Here is a 16,027-nt window from a genome sequence, read left to right on the forward strand (position 1 = left end):
GATACTGTGTTAGTTACTCCATTCCAGACACTGATTCCAGTGGCTTTAACGATGTCCCAATTCTTATACAAAAGCACACCCACTGCTATGAGTCCACCAATTGCAGCAACAGCTATTCCTATTGGTCCAGTGATAATTGCTATGACTCCACCTGCTGCGGATATTGCCCCTGAGACAGCACTGAAGGCCGACACAGCCGCACCAACGATTGATACGACCTTACCTATCACAAGGATCACTGGCCCCACAGCTGCAGCAACAAGGGCAACTTTAACAATCATCTCCTGCTGTTCCTTAGAGAGACCCTGGAAGCTGTCCATGAGTGGCTTCACTACACCAATCAGGCTTTCAAGTATTGGTATAAGGATCTGTCCGAACTGAATACCTATTAACTCAGCTTGTTCCTTCATTGCTCTTATCTTATTGGTTGGACTGTCCATTGTTCTTGCCAGGTCTCCCTGGGCATTCTTGGTTGAATCAAGAATCACACCATACCTTGCTTGAACCTTCTGGGCTTCGGTAAGCTCTTCACCCTGCTTTGCTATTCCATGAGTGTATGCATAAGTCTTAATTGTGTTGTCATTGACGAGTATTCCAAGTGCCTTCAGAGGTTCAGCTTCTCCCGATATACCAGCTCTTAACTTATTGAAGGCTTCATCTGGACTAAGGTTATAAAATGACGCCATATCATAGGCCAGCTTAGTCAGGCCTTCAGACATTCCTAGTGATTCATCTGAAGCAAGACCCATAGATGTCAGCATGGCGTTGTAGGTAGCCACATTGCTCCTTACATTGTATGCATTAAGACCAAGAGCCTTAGACATCTCTTCAGACCAACCTCTAGCCTCTCCCGCAAGACCACCCATAGACACATCAAAGAGATTCTCTGATTCTATTGCATCCATAGCCATCTTTGTGGCTGCAGTTCCTATGCCCAGGATTGGAAGCGACACAGCTGTTGATAGGTTCTTACCTACTGACTGCATCTTCTCTCCCACTGCCTTCATCTTGTCTCCAGCCTTATCCAAAGCTTCAGATAAAGTATTCCAGACAGAGGTTTTCTTCTTTAGCTCATCAGATGTATCTTTTAGTTCCTGCTGCATCTTGCTAAGCTCTGCATTGGCATAGTTAAGCTTAATCTTCAGGTTTTCAGAGGCCTTGGAGTCTTCACCTTTCTTCTCCACACTTTCCTGATAACTCTTGGAAAGTGCTTCAACTTTACCCTTCTGAATCTCAATCTGCTGGTTTAGACTGTCAGCCTTAAGCTTCAATCCTTCAGCTGATTTCCCGAAGTCACCAAGCTTTGCACTGGCTGCGGTAAATTCGCTCTGCACAAGCTTCAGACTTCTCTGTATTTTATTGACTCCTTCTTGGAATCCTGTATCATCAAGGCCTATTCTTGCTACTACTGTACTGCTTCCTCCAGCCAAATTTACCACCTCACTTACAATGGAATGTTGTCAATTGTGTCGACTCTGTTGTCCTCAATGCCATTTACTGCCTTGTATATTCTGAACAACCCATGAAGCTTTCTTGGAGTACTTTTCCAGAACTGTTCTTCAGTCATTTTGAGGATCACAGTCCCCAAATAGAAAAGCCACTGCCAGTCCCATTCTATGGAACCTGAGTGGCTGTCACTTCCCCCGAGGTTTCATCAACCTCAGGCATTGCTATACTTAGCGCTTCATTGATTACCGTGCCGAGCCTTTCTAGATCATCAAGGCCAAGCATGGATCCTACATTCTTAAGTGTTACACGTTCATCCTCAACCTTAACTGCTGCATATACCAGAGCTCTAACTGCCTTTATCTTCATCCTTTGGAGATCATCAAAGGCCTTGTTCAAATCGCCGTATATCTCTTCCAGCTCGCAGAATGTGTTTAGGTTGAACTTCAACTCGTATTCCTTCTCACCAAGTCTGAACTTTATTCCTCTATCCTTCAGCTCATTTCCCTTCAAAAAACCACATCCCCAATATTTTTTATGACTTATTATCCTAGCGCAAAATAAAAAGACCTGCACTTTGCAAGTCTTAGTAAATATCTTATACGCCATAACTTACTGTATAAATAACTAATTTTCGAACCCACCTCTAATATCTTCTACAGCTGATAGAAAACCTAAACAAACTATGTCAACCATACTATCATTAACTTCTGAAATGTACCACTTACCGTCCTTTTTTACGCAGTCAATTTTCAGTGTTACTTCCTTATAAGTATCTGCTAAGGTATTCGCCTTTTCATTTATTGTATCTAAAAACAATTTATTCATTTCCTCATCAGTCGGATTTTGTCCGCTAAAAGCCATGCCCATTGCTTTTGTAATAACATCACCCATCGCAGCCTTCAGAACCATACCACCATCAATATATTTTGCATTTATGGCTACTGAGGCTTTATCACCATTAATCTCACTGTTCGTAATTTCATACGTCATTTTTGGTAATTTTGCTTTTAGATATTCTTGATAAAATTCCACGAATATATCATCATCACTATCACTATAAATAACCTCAACATTCTGCATTTCATCCACATTAGTCGGATCTACGTATGCTACCATCGTTTTATAATCAGCCTTTTTTGATGAATCAAAAAAACCTGCCACTGTATCTTTGGGACTAGGGATACTACAAGCAAATAAGCTTAATGCCAAAAATGGCATTACCAGAGCAGAAATTACCTTTTTCATTTATATACCCCCCATAAACACATTTATGCACCATAAGTATTTATAAAATACTCTTGCACATCTTAATTATAGCACATTATTTCATTATATTGCACTTATGGAGTTCGACTTATTATGTGGTTCTCGCTTCTCTACCTATTATATTGGAGTAGGTTCAGCAGGTACTCCTGTAAACCATCCTGAGATTATTGTTGGATCCGCGCCAACTTCATCCTCATCCGCAATGAATCTGTAGTTACCATCGAAGTCTCTGGCAAAGAAGGTCCCCTTAATCTTGGAGCTCTTTGGTGCAGGCTTTCCTGCTTCAGTATCAAACTCATCAGATGTCAGCTCGAACTTACCCTTGAGGAGCCACACGAACCTGTATTTACCATTTGCTTTCTTTGATTTGAATCCCATAGCAATAGTTGGTGGGAGATCATCTTTACTTTCAATGAGAACACCCTTAACAACTTTTGCTCCCTGGAGTGTGGCTCTACTTGTCAGTGAAAGTTGGTTGAGCTCTATCTCAACTTCCACACTATCGAATGCTGATATAACATCCTCCACAATGTCATCAGAGTATATGTTCTCTGAGTTTACTTTTGGAGATATTTTTGCACTAACAGCCCTTTCCAGCTTTACTGGAACCCCATAGGTTGCTCCAGTTCCGTCGTCCTTTGTTACAGTAGCTATGTGAATATCTTTAAGTCCTATCTGTCTAGGCATTTTATCCCTCTCTTTCTTCTAGGTAGTAGTACCTCAGCGCTTTATGGTAAATCCCGGTGTCCGGTTCATAGAGATCAGCTTCGTCTATTCTAGTAAATCCAGCGTTCTTCATCTGACTCTTAACTTGAATCACAAGAATTTCATAATCGATCTTTGACCATATATCAACCTGCAAATATCTTCCTGTCAGGCTTTCCTCATCATCTTCGTAGGCTTCACCGGTTTGGAAGTATTCATGGAATGTTATGTATTGACTGGCTGCACCTGAATGTTTCTGAAATTTCACAGGGACTCCAAGAGGTGTCAAAGCTTCTAGTATCTTCTTATTCAAACTCCTTCAGCCCCCTTTCAAGTTCCTCTCTTATCACATTATTGATTTCTCTTTGGTTTTCATTAAGTGACTTCTCAGCCCAATGCTGAGCCGGTATCTTTGATGTTCCAAATTCAGTAAACTTCGAATAGAAGAATTCTGATGCATCATCCTTGGTTGGACCAATGCTCACAAAATCTATCCCGTCAACCTTCTCTTTTTTAGATACCTTTATATTGTCTGCCATGTGTTTCTTTGTATCTCTTGATCTGGGAGCTTTTTCTTCCATGCTTTTCTTAACTAGGTCTCCAGCTTTACTCAATGTTCTTTTCTTAATTGTCTCGCCCTTTTCTCCAAGCTTATTAACCTTATCAATAAGTTCCTGCATCCCTTCAAGTGAGATTTTGGCCATTGGAGTTTACCTCCTTTGCCTGTATCTCGATATACTCATTTCGATACTTGATGTTATCTATGGCGGTAATGTTGTAGGTCTTGCCTTGAAAAAGGATCTGCATTGACTGGTCCAACCCACTCATGTACCTTATGGTGATCTTCACTGTATTCTCAGCTTGTACTGCCTTAGCTGCAAAGTATTCCTTCCCATGAAGGTTGGATACCTTAGCCCACACTTCCTTTAATACTTCAGGCGTCTCCACCTCGTACCCATTCTCATTATTTGATATTGTGACAATCTGAATTGTTATTCTATGTCTCATTTCACCAATTGTCATGATTACCACCCATCTCTCCTATATGGTGAAAGCAGGCCAATCATCACATTGATTACTTCCTTCATATTCAAGTCTTCCCTCTTCTCGTATAGGTTAGCAATGCAGTATAGGACTGCTTGTCTTATAGACTCAGGAACAACTATTAACTCTGTCAGTGGGAACCTTAGGATGTTCTCACATATTTCCTCACTTGTGCTAATGAAAGAGGAGATGAGTGCATTGTCCTCATCTCCATCTATTTTCAAAAACTGCTTTGCCTCTTCGAGCGTAACCAACACACTCACCACCTTTTATGCATATAAAAAGAGACCTTATCGGTCTCTTAAGCATCATTTTTTATTCTGCAGCAGCAATGTCAAAATATAATTATTCAAGCTTCGATTTACTTCTTTAGCTTCCTTGGTAAGTTCGTCTTTTAAGTCTAACGGCAAAGTCAGCAGTATTCTGGTCTTATCTTTTCCAACCAATCATCATCACTCCCAATTAATATTTATGCACACTTCATTCCAAAACTAATCATATCATAAAGCATATTGAGAATAACAGGATTGTCTATCTGTTAACGAAGTATAATTTTCGAGACTATAAGTCCCCAATCCAGACAATCACTCAGAAAGCATTAGCCCTGCAGCCTTAAGTTTTGCTATCAATGCATTAAGATCAACGACCACTCCAGCCACAGCGGAAGCTACACTGTCAGCCTGCAAAACTGCAGGCTTCATTTCACTTCCAGAGAAAGAGAGCTTCCCACCAGTAGCGATGTCAAGCTCTCCTCCAATCACTGTCTTTTCTCCACCTTGCTCGGTGTAGTTCTTTACGTTACTCATATTCAGTCACCTACGCTTTCTGCTGGAGGACCTTTATGGCCTCTGGAAGTATGAGCTTTCCATCAACTCTCTGAGTTGCTTTGAATCCTACCTGACCTGTAGCAGCATATAGCTCGTTCAGCCTCTGGAATGATCTACCCTGCCTATCTGCTACCCAATAGTATCCGAAATCACCAAAGGCTATGGTCTTAGCACTTGATGCTATAATCGGCACATAGGCTGAAGTCTTAACGGGCTTATTTAGGATTGTATCAGGAGTTCCAGCAACTAGTGATGGTGTCCAGATATACTGCCCGTTACCATCTTTCAATTTTCTTATGACCTTAACAGTCGCATCATTCGTGACAAAGACTGCATTTTTTCTGTACGGCGATTTAAGACTATACATCAAATCAATTATCTCGTCCGCTGTAATAGCCGTTGCTGTAGCTGCAGTTACACCGAGTGTCGCTCCACCTGTTGCATTGAATATTCCTGTTGGCTTTCCTGAACCATCACCTATGAAAAAGGCCTCTTCTTCCTTTGCTCCTATCCTTCTTGCAAACTCCTTTGCAATGTATGCTTCAAGGTTGAATACACTGTCATTAAGCAGTTCCTCAGAAACCTTGATCATTGTAGATAGCTTGAATGCTCCTATTGAAACGAGTCCGAAGGAATCATCTGATTCAGGAATTGGCGCTTCTTCTTCAACCCATGATGCTGTACCCTTTGATGCTACAATTGGAATTTTCTTGTCACCTGAAGATGTGTTTATGATCTTGGCCAGGCTCCTGAACAAATTCTCCTCCTCAAGTGCCTGTATTAGGACCTTCTCAAACTCATCTGGCGCAAGGTAACCACCTTCGCTGTCAGTACCTATCTGAAGTGCATTCTGGACATCAAAGCTGGTCTTGCTCCTTAGAGCCTTCCAGAAAGCAGCCTTGTACTCATCAGTTGCTCTGCCAGTTTTCATCTCCATTCCACCATTTGGCTTCGTGGTTATGGGGGTATTGACCGCCTTAGAAAGCTCAAGGTCAAGTGCCTGCTGCCTTTCAAGTCTATCAATCTCCTTTCCAAGGTTCACAACGTCAGCTTCCATCTTGTCGTAGGTTGCAGTGTCTTCAGCTGAGATAAGTCCGTCATTTCCTCTCTTTGCATCAAGGAATGCCTTTGCCGCATCCCATGCTTTTGCTCTTTTCTCTCTAAGTTCCAATATCTTATTCATTCATTTCCTCCTAGTATTTCAAGAGACTCAGTCTCTTATCGAGTTCACCAATTGCAGTTTTCTTTTCCTTGTCCTTCACAGGAAATTTCGATTTTAGTGAGTTTAGTACAGTCATATTGCTGTATACTGCACCTTCTATTTCATGAGATTCTGGACTATCCTTTTCATACATGATTTCATCAGCGAAACCCAGCTCCACAGCCTTCTTTGCATTGAACCAGGTTTCAGTGTCCATGAAGTGTGATAGCTTGGTTCTTGATAGCCCTGTCTTAAGTTCATAAGCATTTATTATGCTCTCCTTAACCTCGCCAAGCATTGCTATAGCCTTCTCCATTTCCACAGCATCTCCAAATGCCATAGTCATAGGGTTATGCACCATTAGCATCGACACCGGCGACATTAGAACCTTTGATCCTGCCATAGCAATAACTGATGCAGCACTCGCTGCTAAACCATCGATCTTGACAGTCACATTTCCTGGATACTCCTTTAGCATGTTGTATATCTGACTGGCAGCTATGACGTCGCCTCCTGGAGAGTTGATCCATATGGTTATGTCACCACCTCCATCCATGAGCTCTGACTTGAACACCTTTGGTGTGACCTCATCTCCGTACCAAGTTTCATTCGCTATGGCTCCATCAAGGTACAAGGTGCGCCCTTCATCGCTTTCCACCCAGTTCCAAAACCTTTTTATTTTCATTCTCTTTCTCACCTCCTTCGAGATCAGGTTCCGTCAGTTTTGGCACACTTGCCATATCCATCATTGCAGCATTTACCATGTACTTGTTACCTCCGAGCTCCTCCGGTATCAGGTTCATCTCCTCAAGCTCCCTTATGTCATTAGCTGACATTATTCCATTCTGTCTCATAGTCTGGTAGAAACTTGCCCTCGAAGCAGCATCACCTCGAAGCCTTCCGTTTAGGTTGAACTTAACGAAGTACTTCCTTTTGTCGTCATATGAAAACAAGGCCTTCTGCATAGACTGCTCAAGCCTTGATACCCAGGGGATTATTGTGTTATCTATGAAGCTTATCGACTGATTTTCGATATTTGAGAATGTAGCTCTGTCAAGTGATGCCACCAGGTGCGGTGGCACCCGGAAGATTCTGCAGATCTCCTCGGTCTGAAACTTTCTTGTTTCGAGGAACTGTGCCTGTTCAGGCGGTATCCCAATGCTCTGGAACTTCATTCCTTCCTCAAGGACTGCAACCCTATGTGCATTGCTGCTGCCCTGGTATACTGCATTCCAGCTGTCTCTTACTCGCTTAGGATCCTTAACTACACCGGGATGCTCGAGAACTCCGCCTGGATTAGCTCCATTTGCAAAAAATGTAGCTCCATACTCTTCTGTCGCTATTGCCATACCAACTGCATTCTTTGCCATAGCGATTGGTGAATACCCAACCAAGCCGTCAAAGCCAAGCCCAGGAATGTGTAGCACGTCCTCGCGTCTGAGTTTGATTGAACCAGATTCATTCCTATATTCGTAAATTAGGTCTCCATTGGAGTTTCTGTCTACGACTATGCGATCTGGGAGCAGTGGATACAGCGACAGCACATTTCCTCTTCCATCTCTAATGATTTGTGCATAAGCATTGCCCCAAAGTAAAAGATGACTCATCAGTGTTTCTCTAAACACAAATGAAGTCATCTCAGGATTCGGTTCATCATGGAGGATCCGGTATAGCCTATGTTCCAATGCCTTCTCCTTGCCATTTGATGTATGCTCATATACATGAAGCGGCAAGCTGGCTATAGTCTCTGCAAGAATCCTAACACATGCGTAAACCGCAGTTGTTTGCATTGCAGTCCTCTCGTTCACTGTTTTACCGCTGCTGGTGCTTCCAAAGAAGAAGCTATAGTTGCTGCCATAGTATGTATTCGCGATCGGCTTATCTCGCGACCTGAATAACCTTCCAAGTATTGGTATCTGCATTTTCCACCTCCATTTTTTCCATAAAATTAGCAATGAAAATAATAATAAAACGACAATTGGTGCTATAATCCATAGTGTTAGTAATATATAATCAGAAACATTTTAGTATTACAATAGATTGTTATAGCTTTATGAGGTGACCAAATGGCAAATATTAGGAACATCCCTGAACCAGTCAAGAGAATTGTGCGTCAACGATGTGGATTTGGCTGCATTATTTGTGGCCACCCAATAATTGAATATCACCATATCAATGAATGGGCTGTTGTTAAAGAACATCAACCTGACAATATTACTCTTCTCTGCCCTTCACACCATAGTGATGTTACTGCAAATAGAATCCCAATAAGTACCATTCTACATGCGAACAAGAATCCATATTGTGTACTAAATCAGTATAGTAGTCCTTATAATATATTCCATTCTCAAGACAAAGATTATTCTGTTTTGATCGGATCACTATGTTTCCATATGATACACTCTACTGATATATTTTCCCAACTTACTCCACTTATGATAGATCATATGAGAATCATACAATTGGTTAAAATAGAGAATAAGTTGGGCTTATTTATTAATATTTTTGATAAAAATAATAAATTAGTCTTGCGAGTTTATAACAATGAACTCGTTCTTAGCACAGGACTATGGGATATTACATATATATCAAACAAATTGACATTAAAGGAAAATAAGCAAAATCTTCTTTGTGAAATGGAGTTCAATACCCCAAATGGACTCACTATAACTAAGGCAAATTTATATTACAACAACCATCATGTTGTCATAGATAAAAAGGGAATTCAAAACCAAAATATACACCTGTCTGAATTAGATGTATATAGTCCAGTGGGTGTAGGAATCGGCTCTCTGCCCCCTAATACAAAAGCTGCTGTATATATCCACCGTTAATGGTATCAAGCCTACACACACTATATTGCTCATATACTGCATTCGTTGGAAGCTTATTTCCCATAAAGAATGAACTCTGCATACTCCTTCTTGTGTCCATCTATGAATACTGCGAGTTCATAAAACCCGCTGATATAGGCTTCCTTCTGGACACCGTAGACATCAAACATGTTGTACTTACCGGAATCTCTGATATCCAAAATCTGCTCCTTGATCTTGTCAGTTAAAAGGCCTGGCTCTGAATAATAGGCAGAATACCTGGCGTAGCTATATCCCTCACTCTCGACAAGGATTCCTTCTTTAGCTCCCTCTGCCTTTACATAAATACAATGGTAAACACCATTAGTATCCACATACATTGCATGTAGGTTCTGCTCGATGAAGGGATAGTCATCCAAGAGGTTAGCTGCAAAGTTATCGTATTCAACTTGTGTAAGCTCCACAATCTCTTCGATGACATACTGTGTGCCTTCAGAGGACCTTGTAGCCCTCGACTTCAGCTCTGTCACATCAACTGGCTTCCTTAAGAAAACAGCCTTAGCCATTGCGCTTACCTCCTCGGATCCCTTCGTAGTTGAAGTTGCCTTTCCTGATCTCAGCATTCTCAGCCTCCACCGCCTTCTTGTAGTCCTTGTCCTTACTCTCCTTAATCATACATTCCATGCAAATGCAGTCTGTGTTGAACATCGACATTGTCCTTCCATCCTTAAGTTCCTTATGGCACCTATCGCAGCGTGTCTGGGTGAAAAACCTATCGCTCATCTTTCTTCCTCCAGCTCTTCCATGGCACTCCTGAGTTCTTCTAGGATGTTGCTTGCATACTTCTGAGCAGTGATGTTAACCTTCTTACCAATTGTCTCCAGGTCTCCTTCAACCATCTCTATAAGTCCATTCAAGAGTTCAGCTGCTTTGCTATTCTCTACTTTGATTCCTGTTGGGTGGAGCTTTCTGAATGTACCTTCTTCAATCAGGCTCTGAAGCTCTGTCTCCCCATACATCATCACATCTTCATCCTCTTCATTGATGTTCTCAAGGATGAAGTCGCTGCCCCACTTACCTATTATCTTGCAGACTGTCTTGCCATTCTTTGCGACTAGGAAATCACCTTTTTTCATACCCAAACCCTCCTCGGTTATCTTGCTATTACATATATCACTCTAAAAGCTATATATAGCAAGCTAATCTTGATATTTGTGTATTAGTTTAGGACCAGTATCCCGCGGTCATCATATACGCTGCCCTTTATCTCATTCCTGATGGCTCTGTCCAAAGCCATGATCAAGGCAACTGCTCCGTCAATCTTCTCTGTACTTTTCTCCTTGTCCGGCTTTATGTTTCCGGCTGGATCTGTCTTGACGTAAATGTTGTCCATCATCCATCTAAGTACTGGATTCCCACCGTGGGCTATCTTCTTTTCAAGCGTCAGCTTCATTAGCTCCTTTGTTGGTGGAGACATGTCCTTGTAGCCTTGACCGAAGGGAACAACAGTGAAGCCCATTCCTTCAAGGTTCTGGACCATCTGCACCGCTCCCCATCTATCAAAGGCAATCTCTTTTATGTTGTACTTTGTACCAAGTTCCTCAATGAAGTTTTCTATGTAACCATAATGGACCACATTCCCGTCTGTTGTTTTTATGAAGCCTTGCATCTCCCAGGTATCATAGGGCACATGGTCCCTTCTTACCCTGTTCTGAAGATTATCCTCCGGGATCCAGAAGTATGGTAGGATTATGTATTTCTCATCTTCGGTCCTTGGTGGGAAAACAAGAACAAATGCTGTTATATCCATGGAGCTTGAAAGATCAAGACCTGCGAAACACTCTCTTCCTATCAATTCTGCTGGATCCACAGCAAAGTCACATTCATCCCAGTGGTGCATCTGCATCCACCTAACAGACTGCTTAACCCATATGCATAGCCTTAACTGCTTAAACAAATTCTCCTCTGCTGCATTCTGCCTGGCATTCTCACAGGCAATCTTGATCTTGTCTTCCTGAACTGTTATTCCAAGGCTCGGATTTGCTTTCTTCCACACTTCAGGATTTGTCCAATCATCATTTTCATCTGCAGCATAGATGGTTGGATAGAAAGTTGGATCCACCTTTCTCCCCTCCATGATGTCCATTGCCTTCTGATGGAGCTCGTAACCTATGCTGTTGAAGTCATTCCCTGCTGTTGTGATTAGGAAGTTCACTGGCTGCCGCCTGGCATCAGATGCACCATGCAGCATGACATTCATCATCTCCCTATTAGCAACATGAGTCTCATCAAAGAGTACTGCTGTTGGTGAGATGCCGTGCTTCGAGTATGCCTCGCTTGAAAGTACCTGGTAGAATGAGTTCATGGCCGGATACACTATTCTTTTCTGTGAAGCCACAACCTTAAGCCTTTTCTTCAGAGCCGGACTCAAGGAAATCATATCTACTGCCACGTTGTAGATGAGGCTGGCCTGGGCTCTGTCTGCAGCGCAGCTATAGATTTCTGCTCCTCGCTCACCATCTGCTGTCAGCATATAGAGAGCCAGTGCAGCTCCAAGTTCAGTCTTTCCCTGTTTCTTGGCAATTTCCACATAGGCAGTTGTTATCTGCCGGAATCCATTTGGTTTGATGATTCCAAATATGTTCCTGATTATTGTCTCCTGCCATGGGAGGAGCTTGAATGGCTGATTATACCATTCACCCTTAGTGTGTCTCAGGTTCTCAATAAACCTTACAGTATGGTCAGCTCTTTCTGGCATGTAGGTAGATGTTGGCAGCATGAACTTAGTCGGGACAAACAGATCGCTTTTCTTGTTAGCCAGTTATCTCACCGCATTCTTTTGGAAAATTGAGAGAAGCATACTCGCCAAATAACATTGATGCTGCATTGTCCCTAACCTTAGCTGCCAGCTTTGAATCTTCGAAGGTCCCTATGTGATACTTCCTCCCACAGAAATGTATGTAAGCTTCGAAAGCATTCTTTCGCTTTGCCTTACTTACTCCGATGTACCCTGAGGTGTTAGTCCTCTTGAGGCTCTGATTGAAGCTGTTCTCCTGGTGGTTACACACTCTGAGATTGGATCTTCTGTTGTCCATCCTGTCTCTTGAGATATGATCCACTTCCATCCAGGATGGATAGTTTAGGATAACCTTGTGGAGTGGAACAACCTTACCTTTTCTCTTGGTTGAAATGTACCCCTTCTTCGACAGGTGCCAGCTGTGTTTTTTGACCTTCTCGTAGTCAACCTTATCAAAAGTAAAAGCCACACCATTTCTGGTGTAGCCTGTAATATAGGACTCTCTTTCAATGATCACATACGTCAATCCCCTGCACCTCCCTTCAGAAGAAGGAGCTCCATTGGATCATCACTCTCCAAGGGCTTGTCTGTTACGATTCTGCTCCTAGCTGAAGGCGTCAGCCCAAACTGCTCACAGAACCTATTCATTATCTTCAGGTAAGTCTGAGCTATGGATACCTGTGGTACCTGCTGCCAATAGCCTGATGGAGTCTTTACTATTGTTCCATGCTTGGTTATGAACTCCTCAGCTTCCTTCCACCTTGCATATGCCTGACAGTATCCTGCGAAGGCTGCCATGTCCACTTCGGAGAGGACGCCCATGGTCTCAAGAAGTTTTCCGGTTCTTCTCCATTCCTTCTTGGCTTCAGAATCAAGCCACACCGGACACTTGGGCATCTTCTTATCTGGCTTTGGTTCAAATTCATTAAGTGCTCGCTTTCCTGGATTTCCTTCCAGGACCTTTATAGCTGTTGGCTTGGGCTTTCTTCCTCTTGTCGCCATGGTCATCACCTCCCTCCAATAAGAAAAGAGCCCGAAGGCTCCACTCTATTCTATGTTTATTTCTCTATCTTTGGTTCCACTCCTCTAAAGGCTGAGTTACCTTCAAGGCCTTTAAGAAGCGTTGCCCTCGTTTCCTTGTGCTCAGCGCCGTTGAGCCCTAACCTGATTAACCATACTCTAAGTGCGTACTTTGGGTTGTCATCCTGTGAAGCTTTGTATGAAGCATACTTCAGTTGCCTAGCCTGGTTCGCTGCAGCCTTTAGGACTTCTCTCAGAGCTTTTACCTTATCCTCGTTGATACCATCCGCGCTAAATTCTGTACTTGGAACTGGCCCACTTAGATTGATTTGAAATCCCTTCAAACGGGGCTTTAAAGGCCCCAGGTTCGCTTCAAGTTCCTTTAGGTCCGTTACCTTGGCCTCCGCCAGTTCTTCGGCAACACCGGCCCCAACAGGCTGCCAGTCAAGGCCCAGTGCAAGAGCCAGAAGCTTCTGCTTGCTGGTGAGCATGTTGATAAGGTTCCTTATCGTTGCTCCCGAGTGGCCTTGCAGGCTAACCTCAATTGCTCCCTTCTGATTTGATGGGCTCTCACGCATAAGCTCTCGCTCTGTATAGGTTATCTCATCCTCAGTAGAATCACTGTTCAGTATACACTCAAGGAGTCTCTCCACCCCATTCATATCAAGAACCTCACCGGTTCTTGTGACCGTGTAGGTTGTCTTTCCGTCTGTGATTTCGTAACTGAAGGTTGGTGCTCCTTTGTACTTTGCCTTTGTTCCCAACTTCTCCTCTACCGCCTTGATGACTTCCTTCTTGTCCATTCTCAATACCTCCTGTGTTTTCTTGGTAGTACATATATCACTCTAAACACAGGTTATAGCAAGCTAATTCACGACTTATCTGGCAGTTCTTTTACAACTTCGGAGTACTTGATTTTATTGCCATCCTTCAGGAGGAACACCTCATTGTCTGACCCGGTTGCTTCGATAAATCGCTTGATTGTTACTGATGCGTACTTGGGATCAAGCTCCATTCCGTATCCTACACGGTCAGTCTGCTCGCAGGCTATTATTGTACTTCCACTACCAGAGAAAGTATCAAGGACAATCCCATTGACTTGGGAGCTGTTCTTTATGGGGTAACAAAGTAAAGGGATTGGTTTCATGGTACAGTGGATATCGTTCTTCTTTGGTTTATCATAATTCCAGATGGTGCTCTGTGATCTGTCGCTGTACCAACGGTGCTTACCACCTTTAGTCCATCCATAGATGACTGGTTCATGGCCCCACTGGTATGGTGATCGTCCTAATGTGAATGTGTTCTTGGCCCAGATACATACTCCACTTAGATGAAATCCTGCTTCGATGAATGATTTTCTAAAATTCAATCCTTCAGTGTCTGCATGGAATACATAAGCTGATCCGCCTGGTTCAAGATGGGCAGCCATATTCTTAAATGCAGAGAGTAGGAATTCAAAGAACTCTTTGTCTTGCATGCTGTCATTCTCTATCTTCAGCCCATTGGAGCCTTCGTAGGAGATATTGTAAGGCGGGTCCGTAACTACGAGGTTCGCTGCCTTCCCATCCATTAGCTTAGCTACATCTTCGGGCTTGGTGGCATCTCCACACATGATCCTATGTCTACCTAGTTGCCAAACCTCCCCAGGCTTTACAAATGCTGCTTCCTCCAGTGCTTTAGTCACGTCGTAGTCGTCATCTTTGACATCTTTGTCGTGGAGCTTAGTGAACAGCTCATCAATTTCTGGTGGATCGAATCCCGTGAACTTAAGATCATAATCGAGTCCTTCAAGGTCCTTGAGAAGATCTGCTAACAGACTCTCATCCCAGAATCCTGATACCTTATTCAAAGCCACATTGAGTGCCTTCTCTTTTGTTTTGTCGATATCGATGACCACGCAGTCTATCTCTTCGACTCCTAGTGTCTTAAGGACTGTTATTCTTTGATGGCCACCGATGACTGTCTTGTCCTTATTGACGATCACAGGGTCAACATACCCGAACTCCTTTATGCTGTTCTTGATCTTCTCGAACTCACTATCACCGGGCTTCAGCTTCTTCCTTGGATTGTAGTTGGCCGGTATTAAATCATCAATTCTTAGTTTCTTAAACTCCATTCTCATCTCTCCAAAATCTATATTTGATATAACAGTTATGGCTGCAGTACTTTCTGTCAGAGCTTCCATAGCTCTCAAATTCAGTTCCACAGTGGCTACAGGTTATCTTCTTGAATGCTGTCTCCTTAGGCTTCCGGTTCCCTGGGTGGAGCTGCCACCAGTTCCGACGACATACTTCCGAGCAGAACTTACGCTTTCTCCCTGTTGATGACTGGATAAGCTTTTTATTGCAGTGCCTACAGATCAGGGATGAATTCTTCTGTTCCTCAAGGTTCAATGCCACAACAACCGAACTGCCACCAATGCCATGCCTCTGGCAGAAGCTTCGCACATTGTTTCGATTCATTCCCATAGCAGCTGCTATTGCTTTGTATCCAAAGCCGTTCACCCTTAGTTCAGTTATCTTTTGTCGTTCCTCATCAGTCATCTTCTGTTAACCTCCGGAAATAAAAAAACGCCTCGGTTGGCTGATTTCTCAGTTCACCTTAGCGTTCAAACTTGTGATTTACTTTGCAGAATTGCTTTTTATGGCATCAACAATGATCATCGTGCATACAACAATAATTGAGCAAAGCATAGATATTGAGATTACTACAAATCCCACATCATATGGACCTGGCCCCATAGCAGAACCAACATACGTAGAAATAAATAAAACAGCCAGAAAAACAATGACCCCTAAAACAGAATAAACAAAATATTTCATTTCAACCTCTTGTTGCATATGTTTTATGATTTTTAAGTAAATTACCGTAAAACTAGTATACTATATTGAAATATAACATTCCA

General features: G+C 42.7%; 24 protein-coding genes. 1 reads left to right on the plus strand and 23 read right to left on the minus strand.

The window, feature by feature from the left end:
* The 13 genes from J2Z34_RS14300 to J2Z34_RS14355 all read right to left on the minus strand — a co-directional run.
* On the minus strand, positions 1–1,430 hold a 1,430-nt coding region (locus J2Z34_RS14300), incomplete at its 3' end, for a phage tail tape measure protein (protein ID WP_209460550.1).
* A gap of 14 nt (positions 1,431–1,444) precedes the next feature.
* Entirely contained in the window at positions 1,445–1,567 is a 123-nt protein-coding gene (locus J2Z34_RS17800; protein ID WP_280922335.1) for a hypothetical protein, read from the minus strand.
* A 47-nt stretch (positions 1,568–1,614) separates the two neighbouring features.
* The gene (locus J2Z34_RS14305) at positions 1,615–1,959 is read right to left on the minus strand and encodes a hypothetical protein (RefSeq protein ID WP_209460551.1); all 345 of its coding nucleotides are present in this window, start codon (positions 1,957–1,959) and stop codon (positions 1,615–1,617) included.
* Positions 1,960–2,073: 114 nt separating this feature from the next.
* The gene (locus J2Z34_RS14310) at positions 2,074–2,694 is read right to left on the minus strand and encodes a nuclear transport factor 2 family protein (protein ID WP_209460552.1); all 621 of its coding nucleotides are present in this window, start codon (positions 2,692–2,694) and stop codon (positions 2,074–2,076) included.
* A gap of 138 nt (positions 2,695–2,832) precedes the next feature.
* Positions 2,833–3,402 (minus strand): major tail protein, encoded by a 570-nt coding sequence (locus tag J2Z34_RS14315; protein WP_209460553.1) that lies wholly within the window; start codon positions 3,400–3,402, stop codon positions 2,833–2,835.
* Between the two features lies 1 nt (position 3,403).
* Entirely contained in the window at positions 3,404–3,733 is a 330-nt protein-coding gene (locus tag J2Z34_RS14320; protein ID WP_209460554.1) for a hypothetical protein, read from the minus strand.
* Positions 3,726–4,124 (minus strand): HK97-gp10 family putative phage morphogenesis protein, encoded by a 399-nt coding sequence (locus J2Z34_RS14325; protein ID WP_209460555.1) that lies wholly within the window; start codon positions 4,122–4,124, stop codon positions 3,726–3,728. The genes J2Z34_RS14320 and J2Z34_RS14325 overlap by 8 nt, the downstream gene beginning before the upstream one ends.
* Entirely contained in the window at positions 4,105–4,443 is a 339-nt protein-coding gene (locus J2Z34_RS14330) for a phage head closure protein (protein WP_209460556.1), read from the minus strand. Before J2Z34_RS14330 ends, J2Z34_RS14325 begins: the two co-directional genes overlap by 20 nt.
* A gap of 2 nt (positions 4,444–4,445) precedes the next feature.
* Positions 4,446–4,721, minus strand: a complete 276-nt coding sequence (locus J2Z34_RS14335) for a head-tail connector protein (protein WP_209460557.1) — start codon at positions 4,719–4,721, stop codon at positions 4,446–4,448.
* Positions 4,722–5,048: 327 nt separating this feature from the next.
* Positions 5,049–5,270, minus strand: coding sequence for a Head fiber protein (locus J2Z34_RS14340; RefSeq protein WP_209460558.1), 222 nt, complete (start codon positions 5,268–5,270; stop codon positions 5,049–5,051).
* A 10-nt stretch (positions 5,271–5,280) separates the two neighbouring features.
* Complete coding sequence (locus J2Z34_RS14345; RefSeq protein WP_209460559.1) at positions 5,281–6,474, minus strand: phage major capsid protein; 1,194 nt, start codon at positions 6,472–6,474, stop codon at positions 5,281–5,283.
* Between the two features lie 10 nt (positions 6,475–6,484).
* Positions 6,485–7,177: a head maturation protease, ClpP-related gene (locus J2Z34_RS14350; protein WP_209460560.1), complete on the minus strand. Its 693-nt coding sequence runs from the start codon at positions 7,175–7,177 to the stop codon at positions 6,485–6,487.
* Entirely contained in the window at positions 7,137–8,414 is a 1,278-nt protein-coding gene (locus tag J2Z34_RS14355) for a phage portal protein (protein WP_245250798.1), read from the minus strand. Before J2Z34_RS14355 ends, J2Z34_RS14350 begins: the two co-directional genes overlap by 41 nt.
* A 144-nt stretch (positions 8,415–8,558) precedes the next feature.
* On the opposite strand from J2Z34_RS14355, the gene J2Z34_RS14360 reads away from it, so the two are divergent.
* Positions 8,559–9,326 (plus strand): HNH endonuclease signature motif containing protein, encoded by a 768-nt coding sequence (locus tag J2Z34_RS14360; protein WP_209460561.1) that lies wholly within the window; start codon positions 8,559–8,561, stop codon positions 9,324–9,326.
* A gap of 53 nt (positions 9,327–9,379) precedes the next feature.
* Here J2Z34_RS14360 and J2Z34_RS18000 read toward each other — a convergent pair whose 3' ends face one another.
* From J2Z34_RS18000 to J2Z34_RS14410, 10 genes are all read right to left on the minus strand, one after another.
* Positions 9,380–9,928: a DUF5049 domain-containing protein gene (locus J2Z34_RS18000; RefSeq protein WP_425348054.1), complete on the minus strand. Its 549-nt coding sequence runs from the start codon at positions 9,926–9,928 to the stop codon at positions 9,380–9,382.
* On the minus strand, positions 9,864–10,088 hold the full coding sequence (locus J2Z34_RS14370) for a gamma-glutamylcyclotransferase (protein WP_209460562.1): 225 nt from the start codon (positions 10,086–10,088) through the stop codon (positions 9,864–9,866). The genes J2Z34_RS18000 and J2Z34_RS14370 overlap by 65 nt, the downstream gene beginning before the upstream one ends.
* Complete coding sequence (locus J2Z34_RS14375) at positions 10,085–10,441, minus strand: hypothetical protein (protein ID WP_209460563.1); 357 nt, start codon at positions 10,439–10,441, stop codon at positions 10,085–10,087. Before J2Z34_RS14375 ends, J2Z34_RS14370 begins: the two co-directional genes overlap by 4 nt.
* 83 nt (positions 10,442–10,524) lie before the next feature.
* Complete coding sequence (locus J2Z34_RS14380; protein ID WP_209460564.1) at positions 10,525–12,084, minus strand: terminase large subunit; 1,560 nt, start codon at positions 12,082–12,084, stop codon at positions 10,525–10,527.
* A gap of 34 nt (positions 12,085–12,118) precedes the next feature.
* The gene (locus J2Z34_RS14385) at positions 12,119–12,619 is read right to left on the minus strand and encodes an HNH endonuclease (protein ID WP_342453199.1); all 501 of its coding nucleotides are present in this window, start codon (positions 12,617–12,619) and stop codon (positions 12,119–12,121) included.
* A gap of 5 nt (positions 12,620–12,624) precedes the next feature.
* Positions 12,625–13,104 carry a phage terminase small subunit P27 family gene (locus tag J2Z34_RS14390; protein ID WP_209460566.1) on the minus strand — a complete coding sequence of 160 codons (480 nt, stop codon included), beginning with the start codon at positions 13,102–13,104 and terminating at the stop codon, positions 12,625–12,627.
* Positions 13,105–13,160: 56 nt separating this feature from the next.
* Positions 13,161–13,925 carry a hypothetical protein gene (locus J2Z34_RS14395; RefSeq protein WP_209460567.1) on the minus strand — a complete coding sequence of 255 codons (765 nt, stop codon included), beginning with the start codon at positions 13,923–13,925 and terminating at the stop codon, positions 13,161–13,163.
* Between the two features lie 68 nt (positions 13,926–13,993).
* Complete coding sequence (locus J2Z34_RS14400) at positions 13,994–15,238, minus strand: site-specific DNA-methyltransferase (protein ID WP_209460568.1); 1,245 nt, start codon at positions 15,236–15,238, stop codon at positions 13,994–13,996.
* The gene (locus J2Z34_RS14405; protein WP_209460569.1) at positions 15,228–15,665 is read right to left on the minus strand and encodes an RNA polymerase sigma factor sigma-70 region 4 domain-containing protein; all 438 of its coding nucleotides are present in this window, start codon (positions 15,663–15,665) and stop codon (positions 15,228–15,230) included. Before J2Z34_RS14405 ends, J2Z34_RS14400 begins: the two co-directional genes overlap by 11 nt.
* A gap of 78 nt (positions 15,666–15,743) precedes the next feature.
* Complete coding sequence (locus tag J2Z34_RS14410; protein WP_209460570.1) at positions 15,744–15,944, minus strand: hypothetical protein; 201 nt, start codon at positions 15,942–15,944, stop codon at positions 15,744–15,746.
* Between the last annotated feature and the right edge of the window lie 83 nt (positions 15,945–16,027).

The organism is Youngiibacter multivorans (assembly GCF_017873395.1).
In the GTDB taxonomy this organism is placed as follows: domain Bacteria; phylum Bacillota; class Clostridia; order Clostridiales; family Clostridiaceae; genus Youngiibacter; species Youngiibacter multivorans.